Source organism: Dermabacter sp., from assembly GCF_032550575.1.
In the GTDB taxonomy this organism is placed as follows: domain Bacteria; phylum Actinomycetota; class Actinomycetes; order Actinomycetales; family Dermabacteraceae; genus Dermabacter; species Dermabacter hominis.
In genome coordinates this window covers 606930-626095 of the sequence record NZ_JAWFZC010000001.1, presented here as the reverse complement: position 1 = coordinate 626095, position 19166 = coordinate 606930, and the positions used below count along the sequence as shown (strand labels likewise).

The 19166-nt window shown below is 62.4% G+C and carries 15 protein-coding genes; 12 read left to right on the top strand and 3 right to left on the bottom strand.

Going from position 1 to position 19166, the window contains the following annotated elements:
- The 4 genes from glf to E6X30_RS02870 are packed head-to-tail and all read left to right on the top strand — an operon-like array spanning position 1 to position 4855.
- Positions 1-1158: a UDP-galactopyranose mutase gene (gene glf, locus E6X30_RS02885; RefSeq protein ID WP_316335695.1), complete on the top strand. Its 1158-nt coding sequence runs from the start codon at positions 1-3 to the stop codon at positions 1156-1158.
- 42 nt (positions 1159-1200) lie between these two features.
- A complete protein-coding gene (locus E6X30_RS02880) occupies positions 1201-3207 on the top strand; it encodes a glycosyltransferase (protein WP_040386599.1) in 2007 nt (668 codons plus the stop codon).
- The gene (locus E6X30_RS02875; protein ID WP_016665011.1) at positions 3204-4112 is read left to right on the top strand and encodes an ABC transporter permease; all 909 of its coding nucleotides are present in this window, start codon (positions 3204-3206) and stop codon (positions 4110-4112) included. Before E6X30_RS02880 ends, E6X30_RS02875 begins: the two co-directional genes overlap by 4 nt.
- Positions 4112-4855, top strand: coding sequence for an ABC transporter ATP-binding protein (locus E6X30_RS02870; RefSeq protein ID WP_016665010.1), 744 nt, complete (start codon positions 4112-4114; stop codon positions 4853-4855). The genes E6X30_RS02875 and E6X30_RS02870 overlap by 1 nt, the downstream gene beginning before the upstream one ends.
- 11 nt (positions 4856-4866) lie before the next feature.
- On the opposite strand, the gene E6X30_RS02865 is transcribed toward E6X30_RS02870, so the two are convergent.
- Positions 4867-5499: a TIGR03089 family protein gene (locus tag E6X30_RS02865; protein WP_016665009.1), complete on the bottom strand. Its 633-nt coding sequence runs from the start codon at positions 5497-5499 to the stop codon at positions 4867-4869.
- Positions 5496-6746, bottom strand: a complete 1251-nt coding sequence (locus E6X30_RS02860) for a hypothetical protein (protein ID WP_016665008.1) — start codon at positions 6744-6746, stop codon at positions 5496-5498. Before E6X30_RS02860 ends, E6X30_RS02865 begins: the two co-directional genes overlap by 4 nt.
- 261 nt (positions 6747-7007) lie before the next feature.
- Between E6X30_RS02860 and E6X30_RS02855 the strand changes: the two genes are divergently transcribed.
- From E6X30_RS02855 to E6X30_RS02845, 3 genes are read left to right on the top strand one after another with little or no spacing between them, the layout of a single operon-like run.
- The gene (locus E6X30_RS02855) at positions 7008-7310 is read left to right on the top strand and encodes a WhiB family transcriptional regulator (RefSeq protein ID WP_016665007.1); all 303 of its coding nucleotides are present in this window, start codon (positions 7008-7010) and stop codon (positions 7308-7310) included.
- 30 nt (positions 7311-7340) lie between these two features.
- Positions 7341-10910: a hypothetical protein gene (locus tag E6X30_RS02850; RefSeq protein ID WP_016665006.1), complete on the top strand. Its 3570-nt coding sequence runs from the start codon at positions 7341-7343 to the stop codon at positions 10908-10910.
- Positions 10907-12541, top strand: coding sequence for a DUF5719 family protein (locus tag E6X30_RS02845; protein WP_034373950.1), 1635 nt, complete (start codon positions 10907-10909; stop codon positions 12539-12541). The genes E6X30_RS02850 and E6X30_RS02845 overlap by 4 nt, the downstream gene beginning before the upstream one ends.
- Positions 12542-12568: 27 nt before the next feature.
- Here the strand turns inward: E6X30_RS02845 and E6X30_RS02840 are convergent, their stop codons facing one another.
- Positions 12569-12982 (bottom strand): metallopeptidase family protein, encoded by a 414-nt coding sequence (locus E6X30_RS02840; RefSeq protein WP_016665004.1) that lies wholly within the window; start codon positions 12980-12982, stop codon positions 12569-12571.
- 58 nt (positions 12983-13040) lie between these two features.
- On the opposite strand from E6X30_RS02840, the gene E6X30_RS02835 reads away from it, so the two are divergent.
- Genes E6X30_RS02835 through E6X30_RS02815 form a run of 5 tightly spaced genes read left to right on the top strand, consistent with a single transcriptional unit; the run spans position 13041 to position 19113 of the window.
- The gene (locus tag E6X30_RS02835; RefSeq protein ID WP_034373948.1) at positions 13041-13418 is read left to right on the top strand and encodes a DUF3499 domain-containing protein; all 378 of its coding nucleotides are present in this window, start codon (positions 13041-13043) and stop codon (positions 13416-13418) included.
- The gene (locus tag E6X30_RS02830) at positions 13408-15078 is read left to right on the top strand and encodes a hypothetical protein (protein ID WP_016665002.1); all 1671 of its coding nucleotides are present in this window, start codon (positions 13408-13410) and stop codon (positions 15076-15078) included. The genes E6X30_RS02835 and E6X30_RS02830 overlap by 11 nt, the downstream gene beginning before the upstream one ends.
- A gap of 39 nt (positions 15079-15117) precedes the next feature.
- A complete protein-coding gene (gene mtrA, locus E6X30_RS02825; protein WP_016665001.1) occupies positions 15118-15798 on the top strand; it encodes an MtrAB system response regulator MtrA in 681 nt (226 codons plus the stop codon).
- Positions 15791-17413 carry an MtrAB system histidine kinase MtrB gene (mtrB, locus tag E6X30_RS02820; protein WP_051120667.1) on the top strand — a complete coding sequence of 541 codons (1623 nt, stop codon included), beginning with the start codon at positions 15791-15793 and terminating at the stop codon, positions 17411-17413. Before mtrA ends, mtrB begins: the two co-directional genes overlap by 8 nt.
- Complete coding sequence (locus E6X30_RS02815) at positions 17410-19113, top strand: LpqB family beta-propeller domain-containing protein (RefSeq protein ID WP_316335694.1); 1704 nt, start codon at positions 17410-17412, stop codon at positions 19111-19113. Before mtrB ends, E6X30_RS02815 begins: the two co-directional genes overlap by 4 nt.
- The last annotated feature ends 53 nt before the right edge of the window (positions 19114-19166 follow it).

The following is a 19166-nucleotide window of genomic DNA, read 5'->3' as shown; positions in this document are numbered from 1 at the left end:
ATGAGCACACCCGACCTTCTCATCGTCGGATCCGGCCTTTTCGGCCTTACGCTCGCAGACCGCGCCGCACGCGAACACGGGGCAAAAGTAACCGTGATCGACAACCGCCCGCATATTGGCGGAAACGCCTACAGTGAGATCGACCCTGAGACGGGCATCGAGGTGCACAAGTATGGCGCTCACCTTTTCCACACCTCCAACACACGCGTGTGGGAGTACGTCAATACGTTTACGTCGTTCACGAATTACGTGCACCGTGTGTACACGAACCACAAGGGCATCGTGTACCCCATGCCGATCAACCTCGGCACAATCAACCAGTTCTTCAACGCGGCCATGACTCCGGATGAGGCGCGCGCACTTATCGCCGAGCAGGCGGGCGAATTTGCCGGGCAAGATCCCGAGAACCTTAATGACAAGGGCATTTCGCTCATTGGGCGCCCGCTGTACGAGGCCTTCATCAAGCATTACACGGGTAAGCAGTGGCAGACGGACCCCAAGGATCTTCCCGCGTCGATCATCAAGCGTCTTCCCGTGCGCTACACGTACGACAACCGCTACTTCAACGACACCTATGAAGGTCTGCCCACGAACGGCTACACCGCGTGGCTCGAGAACATGGCGGATCACCCGAACATCGAGGTCAAGCTTGGCGTCGATTACTTCGACGAGTCGCAGCCGTTCAACAAAAAGGACGTGCGCGGCCAACTCCCCGTCGTCTACACCGGACCCGTTGACCGCTACTTTGATTACGAACTTGGTGAGCTCAAGTGGCGCACGATCGATCTAGAGTCTGAAACGCTCGACACGGGCGATTTCCAAGGAACGTCGGTGATGAACTACGCCGATGAATCCGTGCCGTACACGCGCATCATCGAGCCACGCCACTTCCACCCCGAGCGTGATTACGCGAAGGACAAAACCATCATCATGCGCGAATACTCGCGGTTCGCAAGCCGTGAGGATGAGCCGTACTACCCCGTGAATTCGGCGGACGACCGATCGACTCTCCTCGAATACCGCGAGCGTGCGGAGGCTGAGCACTCGACCCTCTTTGGCGGTCGACTCGGCACCTACCAGTACCTCGACATGCACATGGCCATCGGTGCCGCCCTCTCGATGGCTGATAACAAACTTGAGGAGCTTTTGCGCCGCTAGTTGTGCGCATCCGCCGTGACTCCGATGAGTGAAAAGAGCACCATGACTGACACGTTTACCCTGCCCGAAGGGCATCGCGAACTCCACAGGCTTGTCTTGCCGTTCGGCGCGAGCCCCGAAACGATGCCGCTGTACGTTGAGTCTTCGGCACACGTTTCCCCCGTTGACGTCGCCGAGGGGGCCTCAACTGAGATCATGGAGGCTGTCGCGGGGGTAAGGCGCCCCGCGACAAGTGATGTTGAGGAAGGGACGTATACGCGCTCCGGGATCACAGTTCCCGCAGGGCAGACCCGTTCCTTTGGAACCTACTTCAACGCCTTCCCGGCATCGTATTGGCGGCGCTGGACTCGAGTGCGTGATGTGACGCTGACCGTCGCGACAAAGGGCGAAGGCAGGATTGTTGTGCACCGCTCGAGCGCGAATGGCCGTTCGCGGACTGTGGTAACCGAAACGGTGGCGGGCGAAGCTGTCTCGACGTTTACGTTGCCCGTCACTGCTTTCGGAGATGGCGGCTGGTATTGGTTCGATGTTCACGCTTCGGCGGGAGCTCTGGAGGTTAGCGGCGCGACGTACTCGGCTCCGGAGTCTTTGGCACGCGTGCGCGGATCCTTCTCGATTGCCATGACAACCATGAATAAGGTGCGCTACTGCTTCGAGAACATCCGCACGATAGCGAATTCACCGCGACTGTTCGAGCTCCTTGATGTCATGTACATCATCGATCAGGGAAGCGATCGCCTGCGAGATCACGCTGACGAGCTCGCAGAGCTCGAGGAGGCGATGGGTGACAAGCTTCGCGTCATTGAGCAGGGCAATATTGGCGGCTCGGGCGGGTTCTCGCGCGGAATGTACGAAGCCTGTATCGCCGAAAAGTCCACCTACGTGGTGAACTGTGATGACGATATTTCCATCGAGCCGATTTCACTTGAACGCCTTGTGACGTTCGCGGACTTCGCAACGAAGCCCACGCTTGTAGGCGCCCACATGTTCGATCTGAATAACCGCACGTCCATGCTGGCATTCGGTGAAAGCATTGATCGGTGGCGCTTCCACTACGGACTTGCCTTCAGCGATTCAAAGTACAATCACGACCTTGCCGTGCACCCCCTTCGCGCAACTAGTTGGATGCACCGCCGCGTTGATGTGGATTACAACGGCTGGTGGATGTGTCTCATCCCCACCGAAGTGGTACGGGAGATCGGCCTTTCCCTTCCTGTGTTTATCAAGTGGGATGATGCCGAGTACGGTCTGCGAGCGGGAAATGCAGGATTTCCGACTGTCACGTTGCCGGGTGCCGGCGTGTGGCACATGTCCTGGAGCGAAAAGGACGACCTTGTGGGGTGGCAGGCGTTCTTCCACGAGCGCAACCGGCTCATCACCGCCCTGTTGCATTCACCGTATGAGCGCGGCGGCAGGCTCGTGAAGGAATCGCACTTCATGGACATCAAGCATGTGATTTCCATGCAGTACTACACGCAAACGGGCCGCCTTATGGCCCAGCGCGATGTCCTTGCAGGCCCCGAGCATCTTCACGAGACAATCGGGACGACGCTTCCCGAGATTCGCGCACTGGCCGCACAGTTCGACGACGCCGTGCAGAAGAAAGACGTCGACGACTACCCTGACGTGCGTACGAATAAACCGCCGCGCAAAGGGCGGGGCTTTAGCCAGCCTCGTCGACTCCTCATGCCGGCGTGGACGATCAAGCAGCTCGCGAAGCAGGCTTTCACGAAGCCGAGCGAGCTCTCGCTCGAACATCCGCAGGATGCAATTGCGCACCAAGATGCGCGCTGGTGGCGCCTGTCGCACTACGACAGCGCTCTTGTGTCCAACGCCGAGGGCACACAGATCGCCTGGTACAAGCGAGATCCGAAGCAAGCGCGCGAACTGCTCACCGAAGCCGTGCGCACGCACGCTGAACTCTTTGCGAAGTGGAGCACCTTGCGCGAGCAGTACCGCGCTGCAGCGTCACAACTCACGTCGTTTGAGGCGTGGGAGCGCACATTTGCGGCGAATCCCGCCCCAAAGCGTGAGGGCCGAAACGCGTGAGTATCTCCTCCATCACACGCGAGGAAAAGGCTCAGGGTTGGCGAGTACCGGGAAGCGACAAGGGATGGCTTAATCCTCTCTACGAGCGTTTCCTGCTGAGCCTTCTCGTGAAGAAGGAACTTCGGGTGCGCTACCGAGGCAGCGTGCTGGGCATGGCGTGGAGCTACGCGAAGCCCGCGGTGCAGTTCGCGGTGTTCTATCTGGCGCTCGGAGTCTTTCTTCAGCTGAACCGCTCGCTTCCGGCATACGCGGCGTATCTTTTCTCCGGCATCATCGTCATCAACCTCTTCAGCGAGGTGTTCGGGAACTGCACGCGTTCGATCGCGTCGAACGCGCCGCTTGTGTCGAAAATTTACCTGCCGTCGGAACTTTTCCCATGGGCGAGCGCACTCGTGGCGCTTGTGCATTTCGTGCCCCAAGTGCTCGTGCTCATGGTGGGGGCGGGTCTTTTCGGCTGGCGCCCTTCCATCGCTGAGGGGTGGTGGTTCCTCATCGGCATGGTGATCCTGCTCGTGTTTACCGTGGGTCTTGGCATGCTCGCGGCGGCGCTCAATGCGGCGTTCCGCGACGTCGAGAACTTCGTGGATCTCATCATTATGGTGGCGACGTGGACATCGCCGGTTCTCTACGCTCTCGTGATGGTCAAGGACGCCCTCGGCACAAGCGCGTGGTGGGTTCTCTACAGCCTCAACCCGATCACGATCGTCGTGGAGTGTTTCCACGGGGCGTTCTGGCGCCCCATGGCGAGTGCGCTCGATTCGACGGGTGAAGCTGCCCCGACGATTGCTGCGGGCGCCGAGGCCACCCAGCTGTGGTGGGCGGGGCTGCTTATCGCGATCGCGGTCTTTGCCTTCGGGACGTTCGTGTTCGAGCGTTCGAAGCGGAAGTTTGCGCAGGAGCTGTGATGTCTGTTTCTGAATCACCACGCGAAATGGTGCGCATCGAGAACGTGTACAAGGAGTTCTCGCTTCGCCATACGAGGGCGCTGAAGGAACTCGTATTCTCGGCGCTCAAGAGGCAAAAGCTGCGCGATACGTTCATGGCGCTCAACGGGGTCGATGTGACGGTTCGATCGGGGGAGACCGTCGGGCTGATCGGGTTCAACGGATCGGGCAAGTCGACGCTCCTGAAGACGATTTCGGGCGTGCTTTTTCCCGATCGCGGGCGTGTGCGCGTGCGCGGTAAGGTCGCGGGACTCATCGAGGTTGGCGCAGGTTTCCACCCGGATCTGTCGGGTCGCGAGAATGTGTATCTCAACGGTGCGATTCTCGGAATGTCGAAGGCCGAGATTGACGCGTGCTTCGATGACATCGTGGCGTTCAGCGAGATCGAACAGTTCATCGACACTGACGTGAAGTACTACAGCTCGGGCATGTTTTTGCGCCTCGCGTTTGCCGTCGCGGTGCATACCGATCCCGATATTTTCCTCGTAGATGAGATTCTCGCAGTTGGCGATGAGCCTTTCCAGCGCAAGTGCCTTGCGCGGATTCGCGAGATGCAGGCGCATGGCAAGACCATGGTGATCGTCTCCCACGAGCTCGATATGCTCACCGAACTGTGCACGCGGATAGTGGTGCTGCAGAAGGGGCACGTGATCTTCGACGGCGACCCGGTTGAGGCTGTGGAGACTTTGCGCGCGAGCTCCTGAGCGTCGAACGCTTATTCGAGCCCTTCGGCCGCACGCGTAGCGACGTCGAGGCGTGAAAGTGGCGTCACGACCGTGCGCCTTTCGCACCACGCGGCTATCGCGGCTGCTGCGTCTTCGCGATCGATGTCCTCGAGTCCCACTCGGCGGGCATCGCCCCAGGTGGGCTGCGGCGCTGGCTCGGGTCCCGTGAACGTCGTGAGGGGAACTTCGAGGGCGTCTCCTGCCGCTCGCACGGCTTGGACCCAGTCGAGGGCTAGAGGGGGAGTCTCGCCCGGGAACGCGAGGGACAGCGCACGAGCTTCGAGGACGAGGACATCCTCGGCGCGTTCTGCGAGCGCTGTGTCGGGGCGTGACGTGGCGAGGACGTCGATGTGCTCGGGGAGGTCGTCGGTGCCCGCGATGGAGACGTTCGCACCGAGGTGCCATGCCGCAATCTGGAGAACGCTGCGCTTGAAGTGCGGGGGAAGGTCGAGGACAAGCGTGAAGCCTTCGTCCACGAGAAGCTCGTTCGCGAAGAGGTTGATCGATTTGATGATCCAGTTGGCGAGGACGCGCCCGGAAAGTTCGGTCCGTCCGTCTTCGGCGTAGCTCACGAGTGCGGGGGCGCTCCCGGCGGCGGCCAGTGCTTGAAGAAGTGTGCTCATTTTTGCGCCTGCGCCCACGGGTCGATCCATGTTTCGGTGTCGAGGCCCAGGTAGGCCGCCATTTCTGCGGCGAAGCTCATGGTGCCAAGGGCGATCACTTCGCGTGAGCGGCGCTGGATAGCGGGCAGTGCCTCTGTCAGCGGCATGACTTCCCAATCGTCGGGGTAGTTGTCGAAGAACAGGTGGTCTTCGTGCGTCGTCGCGAGGATCGTGCGGTCTCGGTCGAGGAGGGTGAGGATGCTGCGAATATCTTTGATGTCCGGCATGCACACGAGGGTGTGCGCGTCATCGAAGCATCCCGTGTGTCGAGCGTTCTCGAGGGCGGATTCAACGCCTTCGCGCGAGATGGCGGCATCGAGGAGCCAGCGGGTGCCGTGGGCGTAGACGTGGGAGGAGCGGCCCGGGAGGCGAAGGCTCTGCGCAAGGTGGGCGGCGCGTGAGTGCGGGACGGGGGAGTGGGGGAGTCCGACGGCTGACTCGTGGGTGATTGCGGCCGCGGTGTATCCAGTCGCAACGTTCATGGAGGTAAGTGCGCCGAACCCGAGGTCGCGTGGTTCCGGGACTTCGTGCGGCGTAGCGTTTGGCAGGAGTGCGCGAATGGCGGCGCGGGCTTCGAGACATTGTGTAGTGGGGAATACAACGTTCCGTGTGCGGTCATCCCCTGCCCCGACGAGGTTGCATGCAATCGCGTCGATAGTGTCGCCGATGATCCCTTCGTGTTCGAGAAAAATGGGGGTCACAACCAGGGTGTCGAGCCGGAACTGGGAGATCTCGTCGCTCGCGCCGCCCAGGCCTTCCTCTATGACGAGGATGTCGACGCCGCAATTGAGAAGGTGCGCGGCTCCGGCGAGGGTGAACAGGCCCGTGGGGGCGAGGTAGCCGCCCGTGTCGGCAACGGGTGGCATGGCAGTGAGCGCAGCGGCAACGCGGTCGGCGAGGGAGTCGTAGTCGCGAGGCGAGAGCGGGCGGGCGTTGAGGCGGATGCGCTCGCGGTTAGTGAGGAACGGGGGAGAGGAGATCGTGCCTACCCGGTACCCGAGGGACATGAGGTACTGGGTGGTCGCGGCGACTGCGGAACCTTTGCCTTTGGAGCCTACGACGCCGATGACGGGGATTGTGGGCGATGTGTCGAGGGCGAGTTCGCGCGCAAAAAGTTTGGCGCGCGAGCGCGAGCGGGCGTACGGGCCGTGATACGTCTTCCATTCGCGGAAAAACGGCTCGTCCCCTGGGAGGTGGTGTGCGGGCATGTGCGGTTCCTTTGCAGGTCAGAGAGTCAGGCAGCGGACCCGAAGCTGGTGCGGCGCGCTCGCCGCGCCTTAAAGGAAAGGATCATAACCCTAAAGATTCGATTAAGTGGCTTGACGCGCCTAAGTTACATCGGTGTATTTTAGTGCTAACGCCGAACACGTGCGCTTTCACTGTAGCGTCACTCGTAGCGTCGCTGTAGCGTCGCACCCCTCGCGTCTGCAGTAGTCGTGCCTATAGCCCACACACCCGAAAGGACCCTCATGACCCTCCAGGCATTCGAGGACGATGCTCGCCGCGAGCTGACCTTGGTCGAGTTTTCCTCGCTGCTCCCCGAGGGCGAGGGAGAGGGGTCGTGGCAGGAGCGGGCTCTGTGTGCTCAAACCGACCCCGAGGCGTTTTTCCCTGAGAAGGGTGGTTCGACTCGCGAAGCGAAAAAGGTGTGCGTCTCGTGTGAGGTTCGCGCCGAGTGCCTGGAGTACGCGCTTGCGAACGACGAGCGGTTTGGCATCTGGGGCGGTCTGTCCGAGCGTGAACGCCGCAAGCTAAAGAAGCGTGCGATCTAATCGTTCGTCACGGATTGGTGATCACGCCCTGTGAGTGAACGGGACGTCTCCGCACTCATCCTCGTCTCCGCTACCCACGAGATCGGGGACCTTGCACGCACCCTCGAAATGGTGCGTGCGCAATCTGCCCCGCTTTCCTGCGTCGTTGCAGCCGTGCCAGAGTCTGCGCCGAAGGAGTTGCACAACTTCGCTGAGTCGGTCCTCGACGAGGGACGTATTGATCTGCTGCGGGTCACTCCCGCAGGGGCGAGTCGCCCCGACATTGTCGAGGATCTCGTTGGCTCCCTCGAAGAGGCGAAGCGAGCGCGCGATGCGCGTTCCGAGCACAAGTCTTCGCGCGCTTCAGAAGCGCAGGATGGCGCGAGTTCTCCCGATGCGCCGCGGCTTGAGATCAGTGAAGCTGCGGGAGAGAAGGAAAGCGCGCCTCGCAACTTTACTCTGCTCAACCCCGCTTTCGGCGGGGCAGTCCGCCACGAGGATGAGGGCGCGACGCTCGATGAGGAACCGTCGGAACCCACACGCCACGATGAGACTTCCCAGTCCACAGTCCATTCGACACGTGACCTCGAATGGGAAAAGCGCGTGTATCTCACGAGCGGTGCTCGGGGTCGCCGCGCGAAGGACATCGATCTCGACCGCGAAGAGCGGCGCGAGGAGAAAACAGCGACGCACACCGCCCTCGTCCCGGAAAGGCTCAGGGACGATACGAGCGAACTGTATGGAACGAGCGGGACCGGGCGCCGGCGTAAGCGTAGTCGTGGAGCCGAGTCATGGTTGTGGATTCTTGACGCAGCTGCGGCCCCGAACCTGACGTGCCTCGAGGAACTTGAGCGTGCTCTCGACGCCGACCCGACAGTGGGCCTCGCGGGTACGAAACACCTTGCGCTCGAGGACGTTGAGCGCCCCGCGTCGCGACTTGTGGATCTCGGTCTTTCGCTCACGCATTCGCACAGAATTCTCACGAGTGTCGACCCAGGCGAGATCGACCAGGGCCAAACGGACTGGCGAAGCGAGGTCTTGGCAGTTACGTCTCCCGGAATGCTCGTGCGTGCGCGCACTTTCGACAAGCTCCACGGATTAGACCCCGCGCTCACGGCGCCGTGGGATGACATTGATTTTTCTCAGCGAGTATGGCGCGCTGGCGAACGCGTCAGGGTGGTTCCTCAGGCCTCGACGCGTATCCCGCATGACGACCTCACGAGACCGAGGGATTTCCGATACCGCTCCTCTCAGGTGCTTTCGCTCCTCAAGTTCCGCTCGCTCCTGCTTGCGTTCGCGACCCTCCTCGCCCTGCCTTTCGTCACGCTCGGGCGCATGGCGCGAGCGATCACGCGGCACGACGCTCGCGCGGTGGGGCACGAGTTCCTTGCATGCCTGAGAGTTTTTGCGAAGGCTCCCGGCGTCATGAGGCGATCTCGTCGAGCCGCCGGACGCGCTCGCTTGTCGCGCAAGCGCTTGAGCGCGCTGTATATGCCCCGCAAAGTGGCCATGCGCGAGCAACTCGATGCGTGGTGGACCTCTCTGTTCGCCGACGACGATCGAACGCGCATGATCCGCCGCACGAGCTGGGGGATCGCAGGCACGCGTCACGGCCTCGATGATGCCGATTACGGCCGACACACAACCTGGACCATCATTGTTGTGCTCGCGTCTATCGTCGGTGGACTCTTCGCGATTCGGCCGTTGATCGGGGAAGGCACGCTGAGGGGCCCCCACTATCACCCGCTTTCTGCGAACGCGCGAGACAACTGGGACATCGTGACGTCGGCGTGGCTACCCGGAGGGCTCGGGGCTGAAGGGCCGACAGACCTCCTCGCACGTGTCGCAGCCCTCATCCCCGTGAACGGCGCGAGCGTGACCGCGTTTATCCTCGTTGCGGGAATCGCCCTGAGCGCCATTGCCGCGTGGTGGGCGAGCGGCACGATCTCGCGGAGCATCATCGTGCGGATGATTGCCACCACCATGTGGGTGCTCTCTCCCGCTTTCGTCTTTGCCGTGCTCGAGGGGCGCTGGCCGCTCATGCTTCTCGGCATCGCTGTTCCCCTTGCCGCGTTCTTCTTCGCGAAAGCCGTGGGGCTTCCTCACAAGGTGTCTCAGGCAAGCATCCCAGCGGCTGCGGGGGCCGGTTTCATGATTGCCGTGATTTCTCTCGTGCAGCCTGCCCTCGCCCTTCTCTTCATTCTCGGAACCGCGGCTGTTGCCCCGTTCGTTCCTGGTCGCAGGGGGCGACTGTGGTGGTGCGGCTTGCCCGCGCTCTTCCTGCATCTCGGCGAGCTTCCGACCTACGCCACTCGGCCCGAGACACTCCTTGTGAACGCGGGCATGCCCGGCGTGTTCGAGATGCCTGATGCGCTAAGACTCCTTTCCCTTGTGCCTTCCGCAGGCGATCCGGTCGCACGAATGTTGGGGGTCTCGTCGAGCTGGTGGACCTTCGCGATCCTGGCAGCCCCTGCACTGATAGCCATCGTTGCGGCACTTGCCTCTGGATTCCTCGGGCACACCGCCGGTCTCGTCGGTCGAGTCAGCGTTCTCGCGCTCGCGGGGGCCGTGAGTCTCGCGTGGATCTCGCAACGCACCGTCGTAGGCTTCGAGGGCTCGACGCCCTACACCGCGTACCCGGGGCCAGCGCTCATGGTCGCTAGTGGAGCGGCAATCGTCGGCCTGATTTGCCTGGCCGACGCCATTGTGAGGCGCGCCCACGAGTCGAGCCGACGGAGCCAAAGGATAACCTCCTTTGTGCTGCAAGGAGCGTGCCTAACGACAGTATTGGCGTGCGTTGGTGTGTGGGCTGTTCAGGGCAGCGGTGCGCTCGAAGTCGAACGCACGACGGTGCGGGAGATCCCCGCCGTGGCCGCGGATTCGGCGACAGGTGCCAACCGCACCCGCACACTGGTCCTCCACGAGGACACCCGCGGCGAAGTGCACGCGCACCTCGTCAGCGGCGCGCAGCCGAGCATCGACGACTCCTCCGCCGCGGTGGAGACCGCGCGTGCGCGCGCGGCTGAGCGTGGCAATATTTCCGACCAGGCCGATCGCGCACTTGCACAAGCTGTCGCGAGTGCCCTTGGTTCGGCGGCCGCGACGGACGGCAGCGCGAGCCTCGCCGACTTCGCGATCGGCTACATCGTGGTGACGGGTGAGCCCGATGCGCAAACGAGACTGTACGAGACCCTCGCAGCAGCCCCGCAGCTAGAGTTTGTGACTGCAAGCGATGCCGGCGGTTTGTGGCGAGTGACAGGCACGAATGCTCGGGCGCGTCTGATTGATGCATCCGGGGCCGATGCTGAGGCTACTACCCTCGAATCGGAGCGAACAGCGGTATCGGGAACGATCGATGCCGCGCAATCGGAACGCACGCTCGCGCTTGCTGTGCGCGAAGATGAGCATTGGGCGGCGACACTCGACGGCAAGCCGCTCAGCCCCACGACGATCGACACGTGGATGCAGGGCTTTACCGTGCCTGCGGACGCGAAAGGTCGCCTGGAGGTGCGGTACCGAAACGACGTGCAGATGGTCGCTGGTGTTGTCGCCGTCGTCGGGCTCATCGTGTGCGCTCTCGTCGCGGTCCCGAGGCGGATTCGAAGCGAGGAGAAGCGATGACCGATACGCATAAGCAGCCCCGAGCATTCCTCGCTGCCTTCGCGGTTCTCGCCATCGTTGTGCTCGTGGGAAGCGTTGTTGCGCTCGTTCCCGAAAAAACCTTGACGAAGGCGAGTCTCCCAAGCGCGGCTGCGACGTCGACGCGTGCCGCGCGTGTATGCCAGGGGCCAATCGTCGCTCGACCGGAGGGAACACAGACGTCAGACGCGGACTTCGCCGGTGGCGCTCCTTCCCCGCAGGTGTCGATGAACGCGGTCGCAGTCGATCCCTCGTCGAATGCTCTGTACGGAGGGACGCAGTCCTCGCAAACGAATCTCGACCCTGCCTCTTCCGACATGAACGGCAAGGACGCCTCGCCGCGCCTTTCTCGAGTCGATGCGGAAGGACGGGCAGCCGACGTCGATGCCGAGTCGAGCGCTCTCCTGAACTCGGTATACGGCCTCGACTCCCTAGACGCTTCAACCATCCTCACCGCGAGCACCGCAGATGAGACCGCGCCGGTTCTTGATGCGAGCCAAGCCCATGTGACCGGAAGCGGAGATTACCGAGGTTTCGCACTCGCGCGGTGCGCCCAAGCGACGACCTCCGCCTCCTTCGCTGGTCTCACCACGCGAGCGGGCACGTTCGACACTCTGGTGGTGTCCAATCCAGGAACGCGTGCTTCCCGTGCGCGTGTGACCGTGTACTCGGAAAACGGAGTGGAACCGGCAACCCAGGGTTCCGACATCGTCGTAGGCCCGGGAGAAACTGCTCGTGTTCCGGTCTCGACCCTCGTTGACGAGCGCGAAACGGTAGCCCTCGATGTCGAGGTGCGAGGCACCGCACTCGCCATGAGCGCGGAGCTCGTGAGGCGCGAGGGACTCGTGCCTCAGGGGACTGAAAACGTCCAGGCGAGCGAGCCGAGCAGCTCCCTTACGTGGCCGGGAGTGGTGCTCCGTGAGGGAGGGAACGCCCATCTTGCGCTCGCACGCACCGCCCGAGGCGGCGAACCCGGGGATGCGGCCCAGGTCCGCTCTGAGGAGGCGTTCGCGACGGCCCGGGCGTTCGATGCGCAGGGCAAGCTCGTGAAAGAGTGGGATGTCAAAGACCCGGGTCAGGGTACAACCGTAGAGATTCCGCTCGACGGCCTCAATGCTGGAACTTACACAATCTCCTTGAGTGCGCGAAGCGCCGTCGCAGGGTCGTTGCGCTCGTCGATTGCAAGCGGTGCACGGCAAGGCGACACGGTTGGTCTTCCGCAAGACTTTGCCGAGTACGCCCCCTCGGAAGCGATCGATTCCGCTTCGGTTCTCGCACTCGGGCATGGAGCTGAAGGCGGAAGCCTCACGCTCAACTCAGAGCACGGGGCGCACGTGAGTGTCGCACCAATCAGACGCGACGGGACGATAGGCGCGAGCACTTCCGTCGATATCAAGGCTGGGCACTCCGTAACCGTGAACCCCGATCAACTGGGAAAGGACCCAGCCTCGATCGCCGGTCTCCTCGTGGTGTCTCAGGACGGAGGGGCTTATAGGGGAGCCTGGTCGCAAACGGCCGCTGCGGACGATGGCGGCACACTCGTCACGACCCTTCCCCTCGCCGCAAACGCTGCCCGGGCAACCGGGATGACTGTCAACCTCGAGCCTAGGTAAGCACGAGCGCCACAAGCGCGGGGCGTCTCACGCGGCCCACGGGTCGATTTCGTCGACTCGCTTCCCGAGGGCAACCGCAACGTTCTCCAGTACAACGACATAGATGAGCTCGGCGAGTTCCTCGCGGTTGCCAGCGCGGGATTCGATCGCACGCCGATACAGGACGATCCGTGGACGCGTGCGGCGGTCGCCCGGGAAATAGCGGCCGAGTGGAGGAGCGTGAAGGGCGGAAGTATCGAGCGGAACCTCTTCGATGAGGACTTGCAAGTACTCGAGTTTTGCGTACCTCTCGTAGAGCGGCCCCATCGCCTCGGCAACGAGTGCATCGAAGCGGTCGCTCGGCGTGGCAAAACCCGGAAGATGCGAGGGAATGAGATCGCCGCGGAACCCGCGCCCATGCCGATCTCGGCGACGCAGCCGGGCGTTTCGTGTGAAAGCCATGCCATAAGCCTACGCGTGGCGGCCGCGTCGAGTGGTTCACGAGCCATCGGGCCGTAAGATGGACGTCGTGTCTGCCCGTTCATGCTCCAAATCCTCATGTTCCCAACCTGCCGTTGCGACGCTCACTTTCGTGTACGCGGACTCGACCGCAGTCATTGGCCCGCTCTCGCGCGAAAGCGAACCGCACACCTACGACCTGTGCGCGAGCCACGCCGCTTCGTTCACGGCGCCCAGGGGTTGGACAGTCGTGACGGCTCCGGCGCCGCTTGAGCCCGAAGATGATGTGCTCGCACTTGCGCGCGCCCTCGCTGACGAACCAGAAGCCAAGCCGAGCTATGAAGACGTAGGCCACAGGGCAGGCACACAGGCGTCGGACCCCCGGCCCCAAGGGCGAAGGCGGCTCACCCTCGTGAAGGATGAGAGCGATGAGCGCTGAGGGCGAGCGAGATCATGCAGCGGCTCTCGAAGCGATAGTCGGCAGCTACGACATTCGCGGCGTTGCCTACGAAACTCTGACGCCAGAAATTGCAGGTGCGCTGGGGGCGGCCTTTGCCGACTTTCTCGATGCCGGCGACATCATCGTCGCGCACGACATGCGAATCTCGAGCCCTGACCTCGCCGAGGCATTCGCGCGCGGAGCGGTGAGGCGCGGCTCAACGGTCGCGTTCGCGGGCCTGAGCTCGACGGATCAGCTCTATTGCGCGAGCGGACTCTTCGCCGCGGCGGGCGCGCAGGTGACGGCATCGCACAATCCGGCGCGCGACAACGGCATCAAAATGTGTCGTGCGTATGCGAAGCCCGTGGGGAGGGCAAATGGCCTGTTGGAGGTGCGCGACGGTGCGCACGCATACCTGGATAGAGGTTCCATTCCTGTTCGCGAGGGCGGTCGCATTGAGCGCCTCGATATGCTCGACGACTACATCGACACCATGCTGCGGCTTGCGCCGCTTGAGGGCACGCGACAACTGAGGGTTGTGGTCGATGCGGCTAACGCGATGGCAGGGCACACGGTCCCCGCGCTTGCGAAGCGCCTTCCCACCGTGGAGATTATTCCGCTCTTCTTCGAACTCGACGGAACGTTCCCACATCACGAGGCAAACCCTCTCGACCCCGCGAACCTGAGGGACCTGCAAAACGCGGTGCGCGAGAACGGGGCAGATCTTGGCCTTGCGTTCGATGGCGATGCCGATCGCTGCATCGTCGTGGATGAGCGAGGTGAGATCGTTCCCCCGTCGGCGGTGACCGCAATGATCGCGGAGGCCGAGATTGCGCGTTCAATGCTCGACGGTCGCTCGCGTCCGGTCGTGATCGGCAATGCCGTGTCGAGTCGAGCGGTCCGGGAGGTAGTGGAGGCCTCAGGCGGCGAGTTCGTCCGCACGAAGGTAGGCCACTCGATCATCAAACAAGAAATGGCGGATCGCGACGCGGTTTTTGGAGGCGAGCACTCCGCCCACTACTACTTCAGGGAGTTTTTCTTCGCTGATTCAGGGATGCTCGCGGCGCTTCATGTGCTCGGTGCACTGGAGCGAAGTGGTGCACAATCCTTGAGCTCGCTCTTGGAGCGCTACTCGCCTTATGCGGCAAGCGGTGAAATAAACTCTCGAGTCGACGAACCGGTGAACGAGATCCTCGAACGCGTTGCGCGAGTTTTTGTCGAGCGCGGTGCGCGACGCGACGACCTCGACGGTGTGACGCTCACCCACTGGGATGAAGCGGCTGATCCACGTGAGCAGTGGTGGCTTTCGGTTCGGCCATCGGGGACCGAGCCGCTCGTGCGGCTTAACGTCGAAGCTGCTGAGGAGGCGACCATGCAGCACCTGCGAGATTTCGCGCTCGCGCTCGTGCGCGGTGAGGCGGAGGTACTCGGCGAGGTTGCCCCGCACGGCGAAGGCGAAAAGGAGAGCAACATGTCGCCAGATGAACGGAACCTAGAGGGGATGGACTGGGTTGGCAGCCTCGTGCGCTGCCCCGAGTGCCACGCGAGTCTTGACCTCGGAAAAGGACTGATCGTCTGCGAGTCGTGTGGGTGCCGCTACGAGCGAGAGTGCGGTATTCCCATGCTCCTGTCGCGAGACGTTTCAAGCATTCGCGACTAACAAATTTCCACTGTTACTGGTTTCTGGCAGGATAACGGCATGAGCACACCCCCTAGGATCCTTGCGATTGACGATGACGCGGCCATCGCCGAGATGGTCTCGATTCTGCTCGAAGGGCGAGGCTACAGCGTTGTTACGGCCCCCAACGGGCGTGAGGGCCTCGCCATTCTCGAGCGTGAAAACATCGATCTCGTTCTCCTCGACCTCATGCTTCCCGTGATGGACGGCATCGAGATCTGTCGGCACATTCGCGAGAGCTCAAACGTTCCGATCATCATGCTCACGGCACGTACCGAGACCGAGAAAGTGGTCGAGGGGCTTGAGGCAGGTGCCGACGACTACCTGACGAAACCCTTTGAGCCCGAAGAACTCGTTGCGCGCATCCGTGCCCGTGTGCGCCGCGCGCCTCATGGCGAGGCTGAGGTTCTTACCCTCGGCGACCTTGAGATCAACGTTGATCGCCATCAGGTCATCAGGAACGGCGAGACGATTCGACTCACCCCGATGGAGTTTGGGTTGCTCTTGCAAATGACGCGTCATCCCTCGCAGGTATTTAGCCGAGAGGAGCTTTTGCGCGAAGTGTGGGGCTATCAGCATTCGAAGGATACGCGGCTCGTGAACGTTCATGTGCAGCGCCTGCGTTCGAAGATCGAAATTGACCCCGACAATCCGCGCTTGATTGTGACGGTTCGCGGCGTGGGCTACCGCGCGGGTGAGTAGTCTTCGCGAGCGCTTCTTCCCCCCGGCTGTAGCGGATGAGTCACAGATCAGTTCGCGAAGCGCGGGGCGTGTCCGCTTTCGCGATTTCTCGACATGGCCGATCGCCGCGCGCGCGGTTTTCGCGACGATGCTCTTGTCGGTCCTCGCGATCCTCGTGGTCGAAACGTTCCTCTCCACGGCGATTTCTGACGCTCTTTACGAGCTCAGACGCGATCGGTCGCTTGAACAGTCCGAGGCGTTGCGTAGCGCGCTCGTGAGCGACCTCGAGCCTCTCGTGGGCACGTCGGTGAACGAGCGCCAGGACGTGATCATTTCGTTTATGGAGGGGGCGACCGTCGGGGATCCGAAGGTCTTTAAAGGACTTGCGGTGATACCGATGGGGAGTACCGCGGGCGAGGCAGTGACGAACAACGGGGCGCTCACGGCGTTTGTGAGCGAAAAGTTCGAGCGCGAGCTCGACGCCGCGAGTGACCAATTCGTGTACCGCAGCATTGAGTACGTCGAACGTGGAGACTCCGGACCCGCGATTCTCGTGGGAGCGACGATCGATGTTCCCGGAGCGGGCCGCTACAGGCTTCTCATGCTGTACTCCGTCAATCAGGAGCAAGAGACGCTCGACCGCGTGAACACAATTCTTGTGATTGGCGGCGCTGTTCTCGTGCTGCTTTTCTTCCTCGTGTCCCTCGCGATCTCGCGGATCGTGACGACACCACTCAAACGCGCCGCGCGGGCCGTCGACCACATTTCGGAAAATGACCTGGATTATCGCCTCGCGATTCAAGGCGGCGATGACCTTGCGCGAATGGGGACGAGCTTTAACAACATGGCGGCTTCGCTCCAATCCACGATTACCGAGCTCGTCGAGCTTTCGGAGCTTGAAAAGCGTTTCGTCTCAGACGTCTCTCACGAACTTCGCACACCATTCACGACGATCAAGATGGCCGCCTCAATGCTCGAGATGGAAAAGGACTCCTTCAGCCCCTCGGGTAAGCGCAGCCTCGAACTGTTGGAGGAACAGGTGACGCGTTTCGAGTCGCTCATTGCGGACCTTCTCGAAATTTCTCGGCACGAGGCCGGAACCGTGGAGCTCGAGGCTAAACCAACATCGCTGGAGGGGCTTGTCGACGATGTCGTTGAGCAACTCGAGCCGATCGCCACCGAGTACGCAGCCGATATCCGCGTACAGCACTTGAGCGTGGATACCGTCGGCGACATGGATTCGAGGCGCATCGAGCGCATCGTGCGAAACCTCCTGACCAACGCGATCGAACACGGTGCAGGTGGTGTGATCGATGTGCGTACGGCTTCGCGGGGTTCGACTCTTGCGCTCACTGTGCAGGATTTTGGCGCAGGCCTTAGCCCGGAAGAAGCGACCCGTGTCTTCGATCGTTTTTGGCGTGCGGCGCCGTCGCGCACGCACACCCTCGGGGGAACGGGGTTGGGCCTCGCCATTGCACACGAGGACGCCGAGGCTCACGGGGGGCTTCTTGAGGCATGGGGCGTCAAGGGGGAGACCGCCGTGTTTCGATTGCTGCTCCCGCGCAGTCCCGGGGCGAAGCTAACCGCCTCGCCGCTCGCGCTCGTGCGGTCGGCGGAGAAGGGAGAAGCCGAATGAACAATCACTTTTCTCTCTCCCGCGATGTGTCGCGGCGTGCCGTGCTCGGCGGGGCAGGAGCCGCTGTGCTTGCGGGGTGCGCCCGCATCCCCAATTCCTCGGACATCCACACGGCGCCGGTGAGGGGAATCGGTCTCGGCGCGCAGGGTAATGCCGCGGTGGCGCCCCCGGATCAGGGGGCGACAAAGATCGACATCGTGCGCGGTTTCCTTGCGGCTCATCTTGGCGTCGACGACGGTAACCGCATTGCTCGCGAATACCTGGCGGGGAATGCGCGCGAGGCATGGAATCCTTCGACGGCGATTGAATTCGCCGAGTCGGAGGGGCTCGTGTTTCAGGAGCGAGAGGGGAACGCGGTCGCGGTCACGGTGCCGGTCGTCTCTAAGGTTTCGGCTACGGGCGCACGCACCACGAATCTCGAGGCTACACGGGAACTGGCGCAATTTCGGCTCACCGAGGTCGATGGCGAATGGAGAATCGCGGAGGCTCCCGATGCGCTCGTTCTGGGGGCGGAGGACTTCGCCCGGTTGTACGAGCCCGTCAACGTGTACTTCGTTGCGAATGCAGGAAACATGCTCGTGGCGGATCCTCGATGGTTTATGCGTCAAACGACGTTCGCCTCCGCGTTCAATCGGCTTGCACTTGGGCCGGCTCCCTACCTCAAGGGGGCCGTGCGTTCCGCACTTCATGAAGGCATCGTGATTGCCTCGAGCGCGCTGTCAAGAAATGAGGCGGGGGATCTCTTGGTGCAGACGCCGGTCTCGGTCCTCGAACTGCCCGAGAGTGAACGGGCGCTCGCACTGGCCCAAATTTCCGAGACGCTTCGGAGTGTCAAGCGCGTGTCGTCGGTCGTCTTCATGAACGGTCGCGAAAAGGTTTCTGTTGCGCCGGAGACCTACCCGATGAAGGCATCGGTGGGACACAGGCTCTACGGATCGGGCGACAGCGGCATCATCTCTCTTGCCAGTGACACGGGAGGGGCATCGCTCGTACCCGCTTTCGCGTCCGAGACCGTGCGCTGTGGACGCGTGAGTTTACGCGGCCGTTACGCAAGTGCCGTGAGCCTTGATCGACGCGAACTTCTCGTTTCAGCGCTGACAACCAAGGCCGAAGTTCGCCGGGAAACATTCGGTGAAGCCCTCTGCAGCCCAAGTATCGACCAGTTTGGATACGCCTGGACGATGCCGGAGGCTGGAGGGCCGGAGCTTCTCGCGGTCCACCCCGATCCTGAGCGCGCCGTGCGAAAGTTTGCTGTGGTGTGGGAGTCGACCGAGGACGTTGCCTTCACGTCGATGTCCACAGACGGGGTGCGTTTCGCTATCGCGCATGGGGTGCCGGGAGCCCTGACCTTGAGCATTATGGGAATTGTGAGGGAGCCCGACGGTACCCCGACGGGTCTTGCGGAACCACTTCAGGTGAGCGTTGCCCTCGACAGTGTTCAGGGCATCGCGTGGTACTCCGAGGAATCGATCCTCCTGTGGGGCGCGTCGGGTGCGAGCGCCATGCCTGTTGCCATCGCGTGGAGCTTGCGCACGGGATTCGAGCAGGTGAGTGAGCTTCGTGAGAACACGACGTCCGTTGCCGGCTCGTCCGAAGCACGGCTGCTGTTTGTCGGCAGCGACGACGGGCAGGTCGTCGAGAGAACCGTGGACTCGTGGGCGCACATCGACGCTCGTGGGCGGGATATCGCCCTTTATTAGTGCGGCAGTGCTTGCCCGGTAGCCGTCGGAACGCCCTCCACAGCGACGTTCCA